Origin of the sequence: uncultured Williamsia sp. (assembly GCF_947494875.1) — a bacterium.
Taxonomy (GTDB): Bacteria; Actinomycetota; Actinomycetes; order Mycobacteriales; family Mycobacteriaceae; genus Williamsia_A.
Genome location: NZ_CANLWM010000005.1, coordinates 139,834 through 154,128, shown reverse-complemented (window position 1 = coordinate 154,128; position 14,295 = coordinate 139,834). Strand labels below are relative to the sequence as shown.

At 71.5% G+C, this 14,295-nt stretch carries 15 protein-coding genes; 2 read left to right on the top strand and 13 right to left on the bottom strand.

What is annotated here, in order from left to right; all coding sequences use genetic code 11:
* Nucleotides 1-16 precede the first annotated feature (16 nt).
* The 6 genes from Q1A98_RS13060 to Q1A98_RS13035 form a co-directional block, all read right to left on the bottom strand.
* Nucleotides 17-910 (bottom strand): tyrosine recombinase XerC, encoded by an 894-nt coding sequence (locus tag Q1A98_RS13060; RefSeq protein ID WP_299574149.1) that lies wholly within the window; start codon nucleotides 908-910, stop codon nucleotides 17-19.
* An 86-nt stretch (nucleotides 911-996) separates the two neighbouring features.
* Entirely contained in the window at nucleotides 997-1,842 is an 846-nt protein-coding gene (locus tag Q1A98_RS13055) for a siderophore-interacting protein (RefSeq protein ID WP_299574146.1), read from the bottom strand.
* 61 nt (nucleotides 1,843-1,903) lie between these two features.
* The gene (dprA, locus tag Q1A98_RS13050) at nucleotides 1,904-3,097 is read right to left on the bottom strand and encodes a DNA-processing protein DprA (RefSeq protein ID WP_299574143.1); all 1,194 of its coding nucleotides are present in this window, start codon (nucleotides 3,095-3,097) and stop codon (nucleotides 1,904-1,906) included.
* Nucleotides 3,094-4,614: a YifB family Mg chelatase-like AAA ATPase gene (locus Q1A98_RS13045; RefSeq protein WP_299574140.1), complete on the bottom strand. Its 1,521-nt coding sequence runs from the start codon at nucleotides 4,612-4,614 to the stop codon at nucleotides 3,094-3,096. Before Q1A98_RS13045 ends, dprA begins: the two co-directional genes overlap by 4 nt.
* Nucleotides 4,611-4,988 carry a YraN family protein gene (locus Q1A98_RS13040; RefSeq protein ID WP_299574137.1) on the bottom strand — a complete coding sequence of 126 codons (378 nt, stop codon included), beginning with the start codon at nucleotides 4,986-4,988 and terminating at the stop codon, nucleotides 4,611-4,613. Before Q1A98_RS13040 ends, Q1A98_RS13045 begins: the two co-directional genes overlap by 4 nt.
* Before the next feature lie 91 nt (nucleotides 4,989-5,079).
* The gene (locus Q1A98_RS13035; protein ID WP_299574135.1) at nucleotides 5,080-6,063 is read right to left on the bottom strand and encodes an alpha/beta hydrolase family protein; all 984 of its coding nucleotides are present in this window, start codon (nucleotides 6,061-6,063) and stop codon (nucleotides 5,080-5,082) included.
* A 408-nt stretch (nucleotides 6,064-6,471) separates the two neighbouring features.
* Here Q1A98_RS13035 and Q1A98_RS13030 point away from each other — a divergent pair, with 408 nt between their 5' ends.
* Nucleotides 6,472-7,896: a condensation domain-containing protein gene (locus Q1A98_RS13030; RefSeq protein WP_299574133.1), complete on the top strand. Its 1,425-nt coding sequence runs from the start codon at nucleotides 6,472-6,474 to the stop codon at nucleotides 7,894-7,896.
* A 5-nt stretch (nucleotides 7,897-7,901) separates the two neighbouring features.
* Nucleotides 7,902-9,650: an MFS transporter gene (locus Q1A98_RS13025; RefSeq protein WP_299574130.1), complete on the top strand. Its 1,749-nt coding sequence runs from the start codon at nucleotides 7,902-7,904 to the stop codon at nucleotides 9,648-9,650.
* Here Q1A98_RS13025 and Q1A98_RS13020 read toward each other — a convergent pair.
* The 7 genes from Q1A98_RS13020 to rimM form a co-directional block, all read right to left on the bottom strand.
* On the bottom strand, nucleotides 9,616-9,939 hold the full coding sequence (locus tag Q1A98_RS13020) for a DUF2469 domain-containing protein (RefSeq protein WP_299574128.1): 324 nt from the start codon (nucleotides 9,937-9,939) through the stop codon (nucleotides 9,616-9,618). The two genes, Q1A98_RS13025 and Q1A98_RS13020, sit on opposite strands and share 35 nt — an antisense overlap.
* A gap of 9 nt (nucleotides 9,940-9,948) precedes the next feature.
* On the bottom strand, nucleotides 9,949-10,665 hold the full coding sequence (locus tag Q1A98_RS13015; RefSeq protein WP_299574126.1) for a ribonuclease HII: 717 nt from the start codon (nucleotides 10,663-10,665) through the stop codon (nucleotides 9,949-9,951).
* Complete coding sequence (lepB, locus tag Q1A98_RS13010) at nucleotides 10,662-11,534, bottom strand: signal peptidase I (RefSeq protein ID WP_299574124.1); 873 nt, start codon at nucleotides 11,532-11,534, stop codon at nucleotides 10,662-10,664. The genes Q1A98_RS13015 and lepB overlap by 4 nt, the downstream gene beginning before the upstream one ends.
* Before the next feature lie 69 nt (nucleotides 11,535-11,603).
* Nucleotides 11,604-11,945, bottom strand: a complete 342-nt coding sequence (rplS, locus tag Q1A98_RS13005; protein ID WP_253652581.1) for a 50S ribosomal protein L19 — start codon at nucleotides 11,943-11,945, stop codon at nucleotides 11,604-11,606.
* Nucleotides 11,946-12,141: 196 nt separating this feature from the next.
* Nucleotides 12,142-13,005: a hypothetical protein gene (locus Q1A98_RS13000; RefSeq protein WP_299574121.1), complete on the bottom strand. Its 864-nt coding sequence runs from the start codon at nucleotides 13,003-13,005 to the stop codon at nucleotides 12,142-12,144.
* 9 nt (nucleotides 13,006-13,014) lie between these two features.
* Nucleotides 13,015-13,725 carry a tRNA (guanosine(37)-N1)-methyltransferase TrmD gene (gene trmD, locus Q1A98_RS12995; RefSeq protein ID WP_299574665.1) on the bottom strand — a complete coding sequence of 237 codons (711 nt, stop codon included), beginning with the start codon at nucleotides 13,723-13,725 and terminating at the stop codon, nucleotides 13,015-13,017.
* 41 nt (nucleotides 13,726-13,766) lie between these two features.
* Nucleotides 13,767-14,288, bottom strand: a complete 522-nt coding sequence (rimM, locus tag Q1A98_RS12990; protein ID WP_299574118.1) for a ribosome maturation factor RimM — start codon at nucleotides 14,286-14,288, stop codon at nucleotides 13,767-13,769.
* Nucleotides 14,289-14,295 lie beyond the last annotated feature (7 nt).

The following is a 14,295-nucleotide window of genomic DNA, read 5'->3' as shown; positions in this document are numbered from 1 at the left end:
CGGGACGGATGACGCGTCAGGCGCGGGGATGGGCCTGGCGGTGCACCGCGCGGAGGCGGTCGACGCCGACGTGGGTGTAGAGCTGCGTCGTCGCCAACGAGGAGTGCCCGAGGAGTTCCTGCACCACCCGCAGGTCGGCGCCGCCCTCCAGCAGGTGCGTGGCCGCGGAGTGTCGCAGCCCGTGCGGGCCGATGTCGGGGGCACCGTCGACCGTCGCGACGGCCTCGTGCACCACGCGGCGGGCGGCACGCTGGTCGAGTCGGCGTCCCCGCGCACCGAGGAACAGCGCCCGCCCGGACGCCGCGATCGCCAGCGCGGGACGGCCGTCCCGACGCCACCGCGCGAGGGCCTCGGCGGCGGGGGCACCGAAGGGGACACTGCGCTCCTTGTCCCCCTTGCCGATGACCCGCAGGACGCGCCGGCCGTCGTCGACGTCGTCGAGGTCGAGACCGCACAGCTCGCCGACCCGGATCCCGGTGGCGTACAGGACCTCGACGATCGCCGCGTCGCGCAGCGCGACCGGCGAACCGTCGGGGGCAGGGCGTGTCGCCACCGCGGCGGCCTGGTCGGCGGTGAGCACCGGCGGCAGCGTGCGGTGGGCGCGCGGGGCCTGCAGGCGCAGGGAGGGGTCCCGCGCGAGGACACCCTCGCGAACCGCCCACGCGCAGAACGTCTTCGCCGAGGAGACATGGCGCGCGATCGTGGTCCGCGCAGCATCCCGCCGTGCCGACTGCGCGAGCCAGGCCCGCAGCAGGTCGAGGTCGACGTCGCCGATCGCCACACCCCGCGAGCCGGCGAACGCGACGAGTGACCGCACGTCGGCGCAGTAGGCGCGCACGGTGTGCTCGCTGTGCCCCTTCTCGTGACGCAGATGGGCCTCGAAGTCGGCCAGCCGTCCGGCGTCGTGCATGACACCAGCCTCGCCTGCGCGCGCTCTCACGGCTCGTCCGACGCGCCCGTCGTGACCGAAGCGACGCCTGGCGTCACCGCTACGACTCAGCTCGCCGGGACCGCTTCCTCGGCGCGGCGCAGGTCGGCCTTCCACTGGCGGAAGCCCTCCTCGGTGCGGCCGCGACGCCAGTAGCCCGAGATCGACGCGCGCCGGGCGCTGACGCCCCGCTCCGTGCGGACGTACGGGCGGAGGTTGTGCATGACGGCTTGAGCCTCGCCGTGGATGAACACCTGCGGCTCCCCCGGCAGCCACGGTGCGCGACGGACCGCCTCCACCAGCGGTGCGTTGTCGCCGGCGACGCCGTCGTCGGCGACATCGGACCCGGCCCCGCGGTGCACCCAGGTGATCGTGGCCCGTGACGGCGCGTCGAGGGCGATCTCGTCCTCGGGACCGGCGACCTCGATGAAGGCCTGCGCGGTGGCGTCGTCCGGAAGTGCGGCGAGCGCGGCCGCGAGCGCGGGGAGGCCCGCCTCGTCGGAGGCGAGCAGGTGCCAGGGCGCCTCGGGGTCGGGACGGTACCCGCTGCCCGGGCCGAGGAAACGCACCGTCTCGCCCGGCTGCGCCCCGGCGGCCCACGGCCCGGCGACGCCGGTGTCCCCGTGGACGACGAAGTCGACAGCGATCTCCTCGCGGGCGAGATCGATGGACCGCACCGTGTACGTCCGCAGAACCGGCTGGTCGTCGGGGGCGAACTCGGCCCGGATGCGGTCGAGGTCGAACGGTTCCGGGTAGTCGACCCCGGGCGCGCCGAAGATGATCTTGACGTAGGCGTCGGTGTCGTCCGTCGCCGCGAAGTCGGCGAACCCGGGTCCGCCGAGGTGCACGCGCACCATGTGAGGGGTGATCCATTCGGTCCGACGGACCTGCATGGTGTTGAGTCGCTTCGCCATGGCGAGAGAGTACACCCGCAAGTTAGGTAAGGCTAACCGTGCAAGTCGGGCGGTCGACGTGTCAGAAGAGTCGAGGCCGACGATCACCACCGTCGGAGGTGCGTGTGGGGCGCGCTCGGGCCAGGGCCCACCCTGACCCGTCGCCGTCGACGAGTCCGTGCATGTCGAGCGTCGCCAGAGCGGACCGCGTGGTCGCCGTGTCGACGCCTGCCGAGAACGCGATCTCCGCGACGGTCGCGCGACCGGATGCGGGGATCGCCTCGCGGACCCGCGCGACGACCGGGTCCAGGTCGTCGACGACCGTCCGCGGGTTCTCGGGGACCCCGCCACCGTCGGGGGCGACGAGGCGTTCGACGGCTGCAGCGCTGTCGACGAGGTGGGCGTAGCCGTCGGCGATCAACGCGTGACATCCCACCGACATGGCGGAGGTCGCGGGACCGGGTACGGCCCCGAGCGGTCGGCCCACGATCCGCGCCCACGCCGCCGTGTTGTTCGCGCCGCTGCGCCGGCCCGCCTCCACGACCACCACGGCCGCGGACAGTGCCACCACGAGGCGGTTGCGTGCCAGGAACCGGTGGCGGGCCGCGGTGGTGCCCGGGGCGTATTCGCTGACCACCGCACCGGTGCGGGCGATCTCCGCGAACAGCGCGCCGTGGTCGGTCGGGTAGTCGATGTCGAGTCCACACGCCAGGACCGCCACCGTGGTCCCGGCGTCGGCGAGGGCGCGCCGATGTGCGGCCCCGTCGATGCCGTAGGCCCCACCGGACACCACCGCCCGGCCTCGCTCGACCGCGCCCGCGGCGACGGTCGACGCCATCCGCGTCCCGTAGGCCGTCGACGCTCGGGACCCCACCACCGCCACGGCGGCATCGGCCAGATCGGCGAGGCGGGCGGGACCTCGGACCCACAGCGCCAACGGCGGTCCGCCACGCGCCGCGGTGTCCGCCGTCTGCAACGCGTGCAGAGCCCAGCCTGGCCACTCCTCGTCGTCCGGGGTCACCAGGCGTCCGCCCAGCCGGTCGAGGGTGCGCAGATCCTCGGCGGCACAGTCCGTCTCGTAGCGTGCGGCTGTCGACGTCAGGACGGCGCGATGTGCCGGAGGGACGGTCCGGGACCGGATCGCCGACGCGGCGTCCTCGAGCCCGATGTCGTCGACGAGGCGGGCGATTCCCGCCGCGGGCGGCTCGGCCACACGCGACAGGTAGGCCCACGCGTGCAGCCGCCGGGTGTCCGACCCGGACGGCGGCGCGCTCACACGCGCTCCCGGTCGCGGAACATCAGCGCCTGCGCCACCTCGTCCTGCGAGGGGGTGACGCCACCCCGCAGGTCGCACAGGGTCCATGCCAACCTGATCGCCCTGTCGGCCCCTCGTGCCGTCACCCGACCGTCCCGGAGGTAGAGCCCGATCGGCCGGGTCACCGTGGACGGCAACGCATATCGCGTGCGCAGTGCCGATCCCGGCACCTCCGCGTTCGTGGCCCAACCGTGCTCGGCCCATCGCTCCCGCGCTGTCTCGCGCGCGGTGACCACCCTGGCGCGGATGTCGGCACTCGACTCGCCGACCCCGCCGGTGAGGGCGGCGGTTCCCGGTGGGTCCATCTGCACCCGCAGGTCGACCCTGTCCATGAGCGGCCCCGACAGTTTGCCGAGATAGCGGCGCCGCACCTGCGCGGTGCACACGCAGTCGACGTCCTGTGCCGGCGCGCACGGACACGGGTTCGCCGCGAGGACCAGCAGGAAGCGCGCGGGCAGCGTCGCGACGCCGTCGCGGCGCCACACGCGGGTCTGCCCGTCCTCCAACGGGGTCCGCAACGACTCGAGCGCCTTGACCCCCATCTCGGCGCACTCGTCGAGGAACAGCACACCGCGGTGCGCGCGGGACACCGCGCCCGGACGGGCCATCCCGGTGCCACCCCCGACGAGCGCGGTGTGCGAGGTCGAGTGGTGCGGTGCGATGAAGGGCGGCTCGACGAGCAACGGGCCTCCCGCGGGCAGCGTGCCCGCGACGGAGTGGATGACCGTGGCCTCCAGCGCCTCCGACTCCGTCAGAGGCGGGAGGATCCCCGGTAGACGTCGCGCGAGCATCGTCTTGCCGATTCCCGGCGGGCCGCTCATGAACACGTGATGGCCACCGGCGGCCGCGATCTCGAGTGCGTGGCGGGCCTCCTCCTGCCCGACCACGTCGGCCATGTCCACCGTGTCGGCGGTCGCGGGAGCCGCGGCCGGTGGGGTGTCGCCGACGGTGTCCAGAACCGCCGTGCCCGCCAGCCACGCCACCACCTCCCGCAGGTGCCCGGCCGCGCCGACCTCGACCCCGGGTACGAGCGCCGCCTCGGCGGCGTTCCCCCGGGGCACGACGACCCGGGTGAGCCCCTCGGCGACCGCGGCCATCACGGACGGCAGCACGCCGTGTACCGGACGGATGCGACCGTCGAGGGCCAGTTCCCCGAGGAGGAGGCATTCGTCGAGCAGAGGGGTGGGCACCGCGTCGCTGGCCGCGAGGACCGCGACCGCGATCGCGAGGTCGTAGGACGACCCGCTCTTGGGCATCGTCGCCGGCGAGAGGTTCAGCACGACGCGACCGTCGGGCCACTTGCACCCGGAGTTGCTGACCGCCGCGCGAACACGGTCTTTCGCCTCCCGCAGGGAGGCGTCGGCCAGACCGACCAGCGCCACGGCCGGCAGGCCCTGGTTCACGAACGCCTCGATCTCGACGGGGGTCCCCGACACCCCGACCACCGCGGCCGAGCGCGCCCGACCGAGGCCGCTCACGAGATGCCCCGGATGTGGGTCAGCGCGAGCGCGTCGGTGCGCAGGTCCAACAGGACCGCGACGACGTCGAACCGGACGGCCGCGAAGCCTCGCGACTGCTCGTCGAGCCACAGGCCCGCCAGCCGACGCAACCTCCGGTACTTGGCCGGGGTCACCGCCTCGGCCGGCGTGCCGAAGCGGTCACCGGTGCGGGTCTTCACCTCGACCACGACGAGGGTCGACCCGTCGCAGGCGATGATGTCGAGCTCGCCCCACCGGCACCGCCAGTTCCGCTCCAGCACCGAGTACCCCTGGTGCCGCAGGTGATCCGCCGCGGCGTCCTCGCCCCGGCGTCCGATCAGTTGTCGGCTCGGTGGCCGCGCGCTGTCCTCCACGTCGGCCACTCTGGGGGCCGGGACCGTCGCGGTGGGCCCGACGACGGCACGCGACCCCGATCTCTGTGGAGGCGGGCGTAACTGGGGAGCGTCAGGGCATCCCGAGCGCACGGGCGAACAGCGGCCACGACCGGTGCAGGCTGTCCTGCCAGTAGGGCCAGCTGTGGGTCCCGGCCGGTGGCAGCGAGAACGTCGCCGGGATGCGGAGACGTTCGAGCTTCGCCTGCAGCGCGACCGTGCACCGCCGTACCGAACTCTCGATGACCGCGCCGACCCCGATCCGCGACACCAGTTCCGCGACGTTGCCGTCGATCCCGGGACCGTCGATGCGGTCGTAGGGGCCGGGCGCACCGGTCGACGCCGAGATGTACAGGGCCGTGCCGCGCAGTTTCTCCGCGTTCACGTAGGGGTCGTTGCGCACCCATGCCGGATCGTCGACGGGTCCGTACATGTTGTCGGCGTTGCCGCCGCCGCGGGCGACGGTGAGACGGACGTACGCCTGGCCGACGAGATCGGACGTCTGCGCACACCCGCTGTACGACCCGACCGCCTGATAGAGGCCCGGCGCCTCGATCGCCAGCTGGAGCACCGACGTCCCCGCCATCGAGATCCCCGCCAGGGCGTTGCGGCCGTCGCTCCCGAACCGCGCGTCCATCAGCGGCGAGAGTTCCTTCGTGAGGAACGTCGCCCACTTCTGGTGACCCAGCACGGGGTCGTCGGCACGCCAGTCGGCGAAATAGCTCGCCTGCCCGCCCACGGGGATCACCACGGTCGCGTTCTTGTCGGCGAAGAAGTCGACGACGTCGGTCTGGTCGAGCCAACTGCTGCCGTTGAGACCGCCCTGTGCCCCGTTGAGGAGGTAGACGGTCGGATGCGGCGCGGACGGGTCCCGCGGCGGGATCACGTCGACGCGCATCGCCGCGCGCATCGCAGGCGACTGCACCGTCAGCGCGAGCGTCCCGCGCACCCCGGGCTTCTCGGACGCGATGGCGGCAGCCTGCTGGGCCGACGCGGGTGCGATCCCCGCGATCGTCCCGATCAGCATCAGCGCCACGGCCGCGACGACGACCGTCACGACACGTCGCCTCGCAGTGCGTCGACCCACCCCGCCCATCCCCTCGTCACTCGCCGGCAGTTCTCGGTGTGACACGGACTCCGGCGCCGCGTCGGGCGCTCGAGGCCCGCGATGCGGAGCAGACCCTACCCGACGGTAATACAGGTCACAGTGTGCACTGTGCAGGTCACAGCACGGCTTGTGGCAGGGTGCTCGCTGGTTGCCCGGGCTCACGTGTCCGAGTTACCGTCCCGTAGGTGTGGGGGCGGTCACGCCTCAACACCTGTTGCGACACAGTAGGTCTCGCCGTTTTGTCCCTATCGGCTGGGAGGGTCGGCGGCACACGCCGTGATGCACACCCGACCCGCCAGGTGGCGAGGCCGATGCCGGGGAGAGGCGCGGGGAACCCTGCGTCGGAGGGGATGGACCGTGATCAACTTCGGACTGATCGACGAGTGGACACCGGCGCCGGGCCGCGTCACGACGTGGCACGCCACACCCGCCGCGATCGACGCGGCCGCGGCGGCACCGACGAGCCCCGCGCCGCCGTCGTACCAGCAGCAGTCCTATCTGCGCGCCGCCCGGCGCAACGAGAACGCGGGCTTCCGCTTCTCCCGACTCTGCCTCATCTCCTTCGACATCGGTGGTCGGCTGGACGTCGACGCGATGACCCGGACCGTCAACGGCTTCCTCCGACGCCACGACACGTTCCGCAGCTGGTTCTCGATCGACGACCACGACTCCGTGACCCGCCACGTGATGGATGTGGAGGCCATCGAGTTCGCCCCGACCGACCACGGTGATTTCGCCGACAGCGCGTCGATCCTGGCCCATGTCCAGGAGACGACGCCGGGCCCGTTCCACTGGGATTGCTTCACCGTCGGCGTGATCGAGCACGACGACAACTTCACCGTGTACTTCGCGGTCGACCACCTCAACTCCGACGGTGTCTCCCAGGCGCTGTCCTGTGTCGACCTGATCGGTCTGTACGGCAGCGCCATCTCCGACTCCGCACCCGCCCTGGCCGCGGCCGGCAGCTATCTCGACTACTGCGTTCGTGAACGCGTCGCCGGTGCGGAACTCGACCTGGCCGACGAGCGGGTCGCCCGCTGGTTGTCCCTGCTGTCGGCCAACGGCGGGCGACTCCCCCGCTTCCCGCTCGATCTCGGCATCGCCGAGGACGGCTACACCCGCAGCCGCATCCTCACCGTCGAGCTCCTCGACGGTGCGGGCGCCGACCGCTTCGACGCCGCCTGCAAGGCCAACGGTGCCGGGTTCACCGCCGGCGTCCTGACGGTCGCCGGGTTGGTGGCGCACGAGATCACCGGCGCCTCGCGGTACCTCGGGTTCACGCCGAAGAACACCCGCTCCACGCCGGAAGAGTTCAACTCCGTCGGGTGGTTCACGAATCTCATCCCGGTGACGACCGACTTCGCCGACGACAGCACCTTCGCATCCCTGGTCGGTCAGACCCAACAGTCGTTCGACGCCGGGAAGTCGCTGTCGGAGGTGTCGCTGCACCGGGTGGTCGAGTTGATCCCCGAGGACTCGGGCATCGTCGTCCCCGACGGCTGGGTCGTGCCGATGGTGAGCTTCATCGACGTCCGGAAGCTCCCCGGCGCGCAGATGTTCGACCACATCAACGGCGGCGTGTTCGGCAACCGCGGATCGTCGGAGGAGGTGTACCTGTGGGTGAACCGATTCCCGGACTACACCGTCATGACGCTGCTCTACCCGGACACCGCCACCGCGGCCGAGTCGATCGATCACTACGTCGCGCGGTTCTCGGACATGTTCCGGTCCGTCGCCACCGCCGGTGACCACTCCCCGTCGTTGGCCTCGCTGACGCGCTGACCGACGTGGCGGACTCGCCGACACGCGCGGCACCCGACCCGTCGTCGCTCGCTCACCCGGATGCCGTGACGGCGCACCCGCGGCCGGCGGCGGCGTGGGCAGCGTTCGCGGCGTGTCTCATCGCGGTGTTCATGCAGATGGTCGACACCACCATCGTCAACATCGCCCTGCCCGACCTGGCCCGTGACCTCGGGGCGACGTCGTCCGACCAGCTGTTGGTGCTCACCGTCTACACCCTGGCCTTCGCCTGCACCCTGATGGCGGGGTCACGTCTCGGTGAGCGCGTCGGTCGACACCGCATGTTCGTCGCGGCCCTGGCAGCGTTCACCCTGGCCTCGGTGCTCTGCGGGACGGCCACGGGGCCCGCGGAACTCATCGTGCTGCGCGGCGTGCAGGGGGTGAGCGCGGCGTGCGCGTCGGCGCAGACGATCGCGGTGATCGCGACCATGTTCCCGCGGACACGGCACCCGCTGGTGTTCGGCGTGTACGGCGCCACCGCGGGCATCGCGGCGATCTGCGGGCCGATCGTCGGCGGTGCGCTCATCTCGGCCGACGTCGCCGGTCTCGGGTGGCGCGCCATCTTCCTGGTCAACCTGCCCTTCGGGCTCATCGCGTGCGTCGTCGCGTGGCGGTGCCTGCCGGTGATGCGCGCGGCCCGCGACGTCACCCTCGACCTACGCGGGGTGGCGTTGTCGGCGGCCGGTTTGTTCGCCCTCATCTATCCCCTCGCCGTCGGCCGCGAGAAGGGCTGGCCGGCATGGACGTGGGCGTCGATGGGCGCCGCGGTGATCTTGCTGGTGGCGTTCGTGGTCCACGAGCGCGCGCTGCTGGGGCGTGGCGGTGAGCCGCTCCTGCGGGTCGACCTGTTCCGCAGCCGTGCCTTCGCCGTCGGGTGCGTCCTGTCGATCGCGTTCTTCGGCGTGTTCGGCGCGTTCTTCTTCGCGATGTCCGTGACCGCGCAGTTCGGTCTCGGCTATTCGGCACTGCGGACAGGCCTCATCACGCTGCCGTTCGCGCTCGGCGCCGCCGTCGGGTCGGTGGGGTCGTCGCTGATCGTGCCACGCCTGGGTGCGCGCACCCTCGCGCTGGGGATGGCCGTGTTCGCCGTCTCCGTCGCCTGGACGGCCGCCCTTCTCGATCCGTCGTCCGGCGCGCTCGACCTGCCGCCGCTGATCCCGGCGCTGGTGCTCGGGGGCGTGGGAGTGGGCCTGTTCGTCGCACCGTTGCAGGCGACGATCGTCTCGGGCACCACCGAGCAGACCGTCGGCTCGGCGTCCGGGATGGTCCCGACGGTGCAGCAGATCGGCGCGTCGGTCGGCCTCGCGGTGGTCGGGGTGTTCTTCTTCGCCCAGCTCGCGGCGGCGGCGCCCACCGCCGCCTCGCAGTCGTCGGACGAGTTGACCGCGGCGCTGCGCACGACGTCCGTGCCGAACCAGGTGGCCCCGTTCGTCGTCGGGTCGTTCACCGACTGCGCGCGTCGGCAGTTGGCGTCCCCACGACCCGAGGTGTCCCCTCCGGGATGTTCGACCCGAGACGCCGGATCCGGTCCGCGCGCGGAGATCCTGGCCGCGGCGGGACCCGCGGTCCGGGACGCGGCCCGTCAGGCAGCCGCGCGGGCGTTCCTGGCCGCGTTCACCACGACGCTGTGGACCATCGCCGGAACCGCCGCGGCGCTCGCGGCGGCGTGCCTGGCGCTGCGGCGGACGCCCACCGGGACGCTCAGCCCGGCAGGTCCCCGTCCTCCGGCAGTCTGAGTTCGGATGACTCGAGTTCCTCGATGTTCACGTCCTTGAACGTGATGACGCGGACCTGCTTGACGAACCGCGCGGGACGGTACATGTCCCACACCCAGGCGTCGGACATGCGGACCTCGAAATAGACCTCGCCGTCGGCGTTGCGGGGCACCATCTCGACGGTGTTGGCGAGGTAGAAGCGGCGCTCGGTCTCGACCACGTAGGTGAACTGACCGACCACGTCCTTGTACTCGCGGTACAGCGACAGCTCCATCTCGGTCTCGTACTTCTCGAGATCCTCCGCACTCATGCGCTCAGCCTAACCAGTGCGGTCCTGCGCCGATCGCGGGTGCGGCCCGGACGTCGCCCGCTGCGCCACGTTGCGGTAGGACATGCGGTGCTGGGGCGACGGGCCGAGACGGTCGAGGCAGGACATGTGCAGCTCCGTGCTGTACCCCTTGTGGACCGCGAACTCGTATCCCGGCAGGGCCGCGTCCATCTCGACCATGATCCGGTCCCGGGTGACCTTGGCGAGGATGCTCGCCGCCGCGATGCACGCCGCCGCCCCGTCACCACCGATCACCGGGAGTGACGGCACCGTCAACCCGGGGACCCGGAAGCCGTCGGAGAGAACGTATCCGGGACGGACGGACAACGTCGCGATCGCGCGCCGCATCCCCTCGATGTTGGCGACGTGGATCCCGATCCGGTCGACCTCGGCGGCGTCGATGACCACGACGCTGCTCGCGACGGCGTGCCGCATCACCGAGCGGTACAGGGTCTCGCGCATCGCCGCGGTGTGCTTCTTCGAGTCGTCGAGCTCGGCCAGCGAGACCGGTTGGGTGGGCCGGAGGATGCACGCCGCGACGACGAGTGGGCCGGCGCACGCACCCCGCCCCGCCTCGTCGACGCCGGCGACCGGTCCGAGGCCGCTGTTGGTGAGGGCGAACTCGTAGGTGCGCAGACTCGCCGCGCGCCGCACGGGCGGTCGCGGTGGCCAGCGGCGCGAACGGGCGCCCGTCGACGGTCCGGTCACCGCTGCGGATCGAAGGAGCCGACACCACCGATCCGGGAGAACGGATAGATGATGAAACGGACCTTGCCTCGGACATCGGAGATGGGGACGGTGCCCTGCAGCTCGTCGGTGATGTGGTAGCGCGAGTCGGCGGAGTTGCCACGGTTGTCGCCCATCACCCACAGGTTGCCCTGGGGCACGGTGATCGGCCCGAAATCCGGTCCGAGACAACTCGACAGCGTCCCCGTGCCCCCGGCGTCGAGGCCGGGATTGATGCCGGCGTCCTGCTTCTGCAGGGCCTTGTCGATGTAGGGCTCGGTCAGCGGCTTGCCGTTGACCGTCACACCCTTGTCGTCGGCGTTGCGGCACTGGACCGTCTGCCCGCCGGTGGCGATGACGCGCTTGACGAGATCGTTCTCGTCCGGGGGTGCGAACCCGAACCAGGACAATGCATCCTGCAGACCTCGCACCACGGTGTTGCTCGACCGCGGCGACGACCAGCCCTCGTCCCAGGATGCCGTCGGCGCCTTGAACACGACGACGTCGCCGGGCTTCGGGTCGTCGAAGCGGTAGGTGAGCTTGTCGATGACGATGCGGTCGTTGGTGCACCCGCTGCACCCGTGCAGGGTGTTCTCCATCGACTCCGACGGGATCACGTACTGGCGACCGATGAAGGTCTGCAGCACCCAGGTGAGCACCAGGACGCTGATGATGATGATCGCGGTTTCGCGCAACGCGGAACGACCGCGACCCTCACGCTTCGGGGTCGTCGTGCGCCACGGCTTCTCGTCGGGGTCCGGGTCGACGGACGCGTCCTGCGGGTCGTACCGCGACTCGTCGTCGAGCGGGGGATCCTGATCGGGCCGTCCGTGGCGAGGTGTGTCGGGCACCGCGTCAGCCTAGTCGAGCACGCGCTGTGGTCGCCGCGACGGCACGCGTCGCGGCGACACGGGACAGCGTCAGCGCTTCTCCTTGATCTTGGCGGCCTTGCCGCGCAGATCGCGCAGGTAGTAGAGCTTGGCGCGACGGACGTCACCGCGGGTGACGACGTCGATCTTGGCGATGGTGGGGCTGTGCACCGGGAAGGTGCGCTCGACACCGACGCCGAAGGAGACCTTGCGGACGGTGAACGTCTCGCGGATGCCGCCGCCCTGGCGACGGATCACGACGCCCTTGAACACCTGGACGCGCTCCTTGGACCCCTCGATGACCTTCACGTGCACGTCGAGCGTGTCACCGGGGCGGAAATCGGGGATGTCGTCGCGCAGCGACTTCTGGTCGAGGGAGTCCAGGGTGTTCATCGGTCGGTTCCAATCTGCGTACAGGGCGTGAACAGAGGACCCGGCGCGCGCACCGCGAGCGGTGCGCCCCGACGCCGGTTCATGCTCCAGTCGGTGGTCTACCTCTCGTGGCGCAGGTGTCGCGGACACCGTGATGCGACCGTCGAGCGGCAACCGCACCATTGTGCCAGAGCACCCCGCCCACGGAGAAATCCGATCAGGACGGCCGGGACAGCAGCATCGACGGGCGCGGACCGTCGCCGGCGGGCGCGGGTGCGGGCTGCACCACGCGGTCGAGTTCGGTCTCGGCGGCCTCGATCGCGTGGGCGACGTCGGGGCTGCCGGCCATGAGGTCCTGCAGGAAGATCTTGGCGCGCACCAGCGGGCGACGTTGCCGACGTTCCCGCCGAACGGCACGGTCCATCCGCTTGGGGCGGGAGGTGTATCGCCATCGCGACCATGGCGACCCCGGGTCGGCCAGGCGGATCGCGCCGACGAGCAGCACCGGGAACACGAAGATCCCGATCAGCGCGGTCCACGGCTTGCCCTTGGCCACCACCACCGCCGCGACGAGTAGTCCGACGAGGCCGAAGGCGACGGTGATGAGCGTCTCGGTCCAGCTGTCGTCGAACGCGTCGGACACGCTGATCAGCTCCAGCGGTCGGAAGCCGAGCAGCGCCATGCCGGTCGCACCGACCATCGCGAATACGGCGTCCACCGAGGCGCGACCCTCCTCGGCCCAGTAGACGTCACGCAGGTAGAAGATCAGCGCGAACTCGTCGAGGATGAGGGCTGCGCCGACACCGAACGCGCAGGCCAGCCACGACAGCTGCGCCTGCGTCGCCGTCATCGAGATCGCGATGAGCCACACACCCGAGACCAGCGACACCACGACCCCGAAGACCATGTGATGGACGTGCGTCTGGCCTGCACTGACGTTGCGGAACCACCACTTCACGTCGGCGCGGATCAGGCGGACGCTGACCCGCGTCGCGACGAAACCGCCGACGAAGCCGGCGAAGAACAACAGCAGCGGCAGCTTGCCGCCCGCCACGATGTCGTGGGTGTACCAGTGGTGCACCCGCCGAGATTATCCCCGGGGACCGTCCGCGGTGGGCGCTTCGTCCGGCAGCAGGTCGGGACGGCGTTCCCGGGTGCGGGCGAGCGACTGCTCCCGGCGCCACGCGGTGATGGCGGCGTGGTCGCCGCCGCGCAGGACATCGGGCACCGACAGCCCGCGCCAGGTCTGGGGCCGGGTGTAGGCGGGCGCCTCGAGCAGGCCGTCGGAGAACGAGTCCTGGCGGTGGGACTCGGCGTTGCCGAGAACGCCGTCGACGAGACGGACGATCGCCTCCACCATCACCATGGTTGCCACCTCGCCGCCGATGAGGACGTAGTCGCCGATCGACAGTTCAAGAACCCGGACACGGCGGGCGGTGTCGTCGACGACGCGCTGGTCGATGCCCTCGTAGCGTCCGCAGGCGAACACGAGGTGGTGTGCGGTGGACAGCTCCTCGGCGAGGGCCTGGGTGAAGGGGACGCCCGCCGGCGTGGGCACGACGAAGATCGCGTCGTCCGGGCACACCTCGTCGAGGCACGGACCCCACACCTCGGGTTTCATCACCATCCCGGGACCGCCGCCGTAGGGCGCGTCGTCGACGGCACGGTGGACGTCGTGGGTCCAGTCCCGCAGGTCGTGGACTGCGAGCGAGACGATGCCGCGCTCGGCGGCGCGCCCCGGCAGCGACAGCCGCAGCGGTTCGAGGTAGTCGGGGAAGATCGACACGACGTCGAGCCGCAGACGCGGGTCGTCACCCGACCCCGTGGACCCCGTCGCCGCGGTCACAGGTCGAGGAGTCCGTCGGGCGGGTCGATCTCGACGAGCGCGGTGCTCACGGTGGGGACGATGTCGGCCACGAACGGCACGAGCACCTCGCGACGCTCGTCGCCCTCCCCCACGGCGACGACCAGCGTGTCCCCGCCGGGCAGGTGGAGCACGTCGGCGAGGGTCCCGATGTTGTTCCCGTCGACCGTGCGGACGGGGACACCGATGATCTCGTGGTCGTAGAACTCGTCGGGGTCGTCACCGGAGGTGACGGAGTCGGCGTCCACGACGAGGACCACCCCGCGGAGGTCGTCCGCGCCGCTGCGGTCCACGACGCCGTCGAGACGGAGGAGCAGACGGTCGCCGTGCTCGCGGGCGGACACAACGGTGAACGTCCGCTCCCCCGCCCCGCGCGGCAAGCGGCCACGCAGGACGGTGTCGGGGGCGAAGCGGGCGTCGGGGTCGTCGGTGCGGACGTCGACGACGACCTCACCGCGCACCCCGTGCGACTTCACGATCCGCCCGACCGCGAGATCCATCGACGGT

Coding starts and splice junctions, on each gene's coding strand:
- Q1A98_RS13060 (WP_299574149.1), bottom strand. CDS start 910: ATGCACGACGCCGGACGGCTGGCCGACTTCGAGGCCCATCTGCGTCAC.
- Q1A98_RS13055 (WP_299574146.1), bottom strand. CDS start 1,842: ATGGCGAAGCGACTCAACACCATGCAGGTCCGTCGGACCGAATGGATC.
- Q1A98_RS13020 (WP_299574128.1), bottom strand. CDS start 9,939: ATGAGTGCGGAGGATCTCGAGAAGTACGAGACCGAGATGGAGCTGTCG.
- rplS (WP_253652581.1), bottom strand. CDS start 11,945: ATGAACACCCTGGACTCCCTCGACCAGAAGTCGCTGCGCGACGACATC.
- rimM (WP_299574118.1), bottom strand. CDS start 14,288: ATGGATCTCGCGGTCGGGCGGATCGTGAAGTCGCACGGGGTGCGCGGT.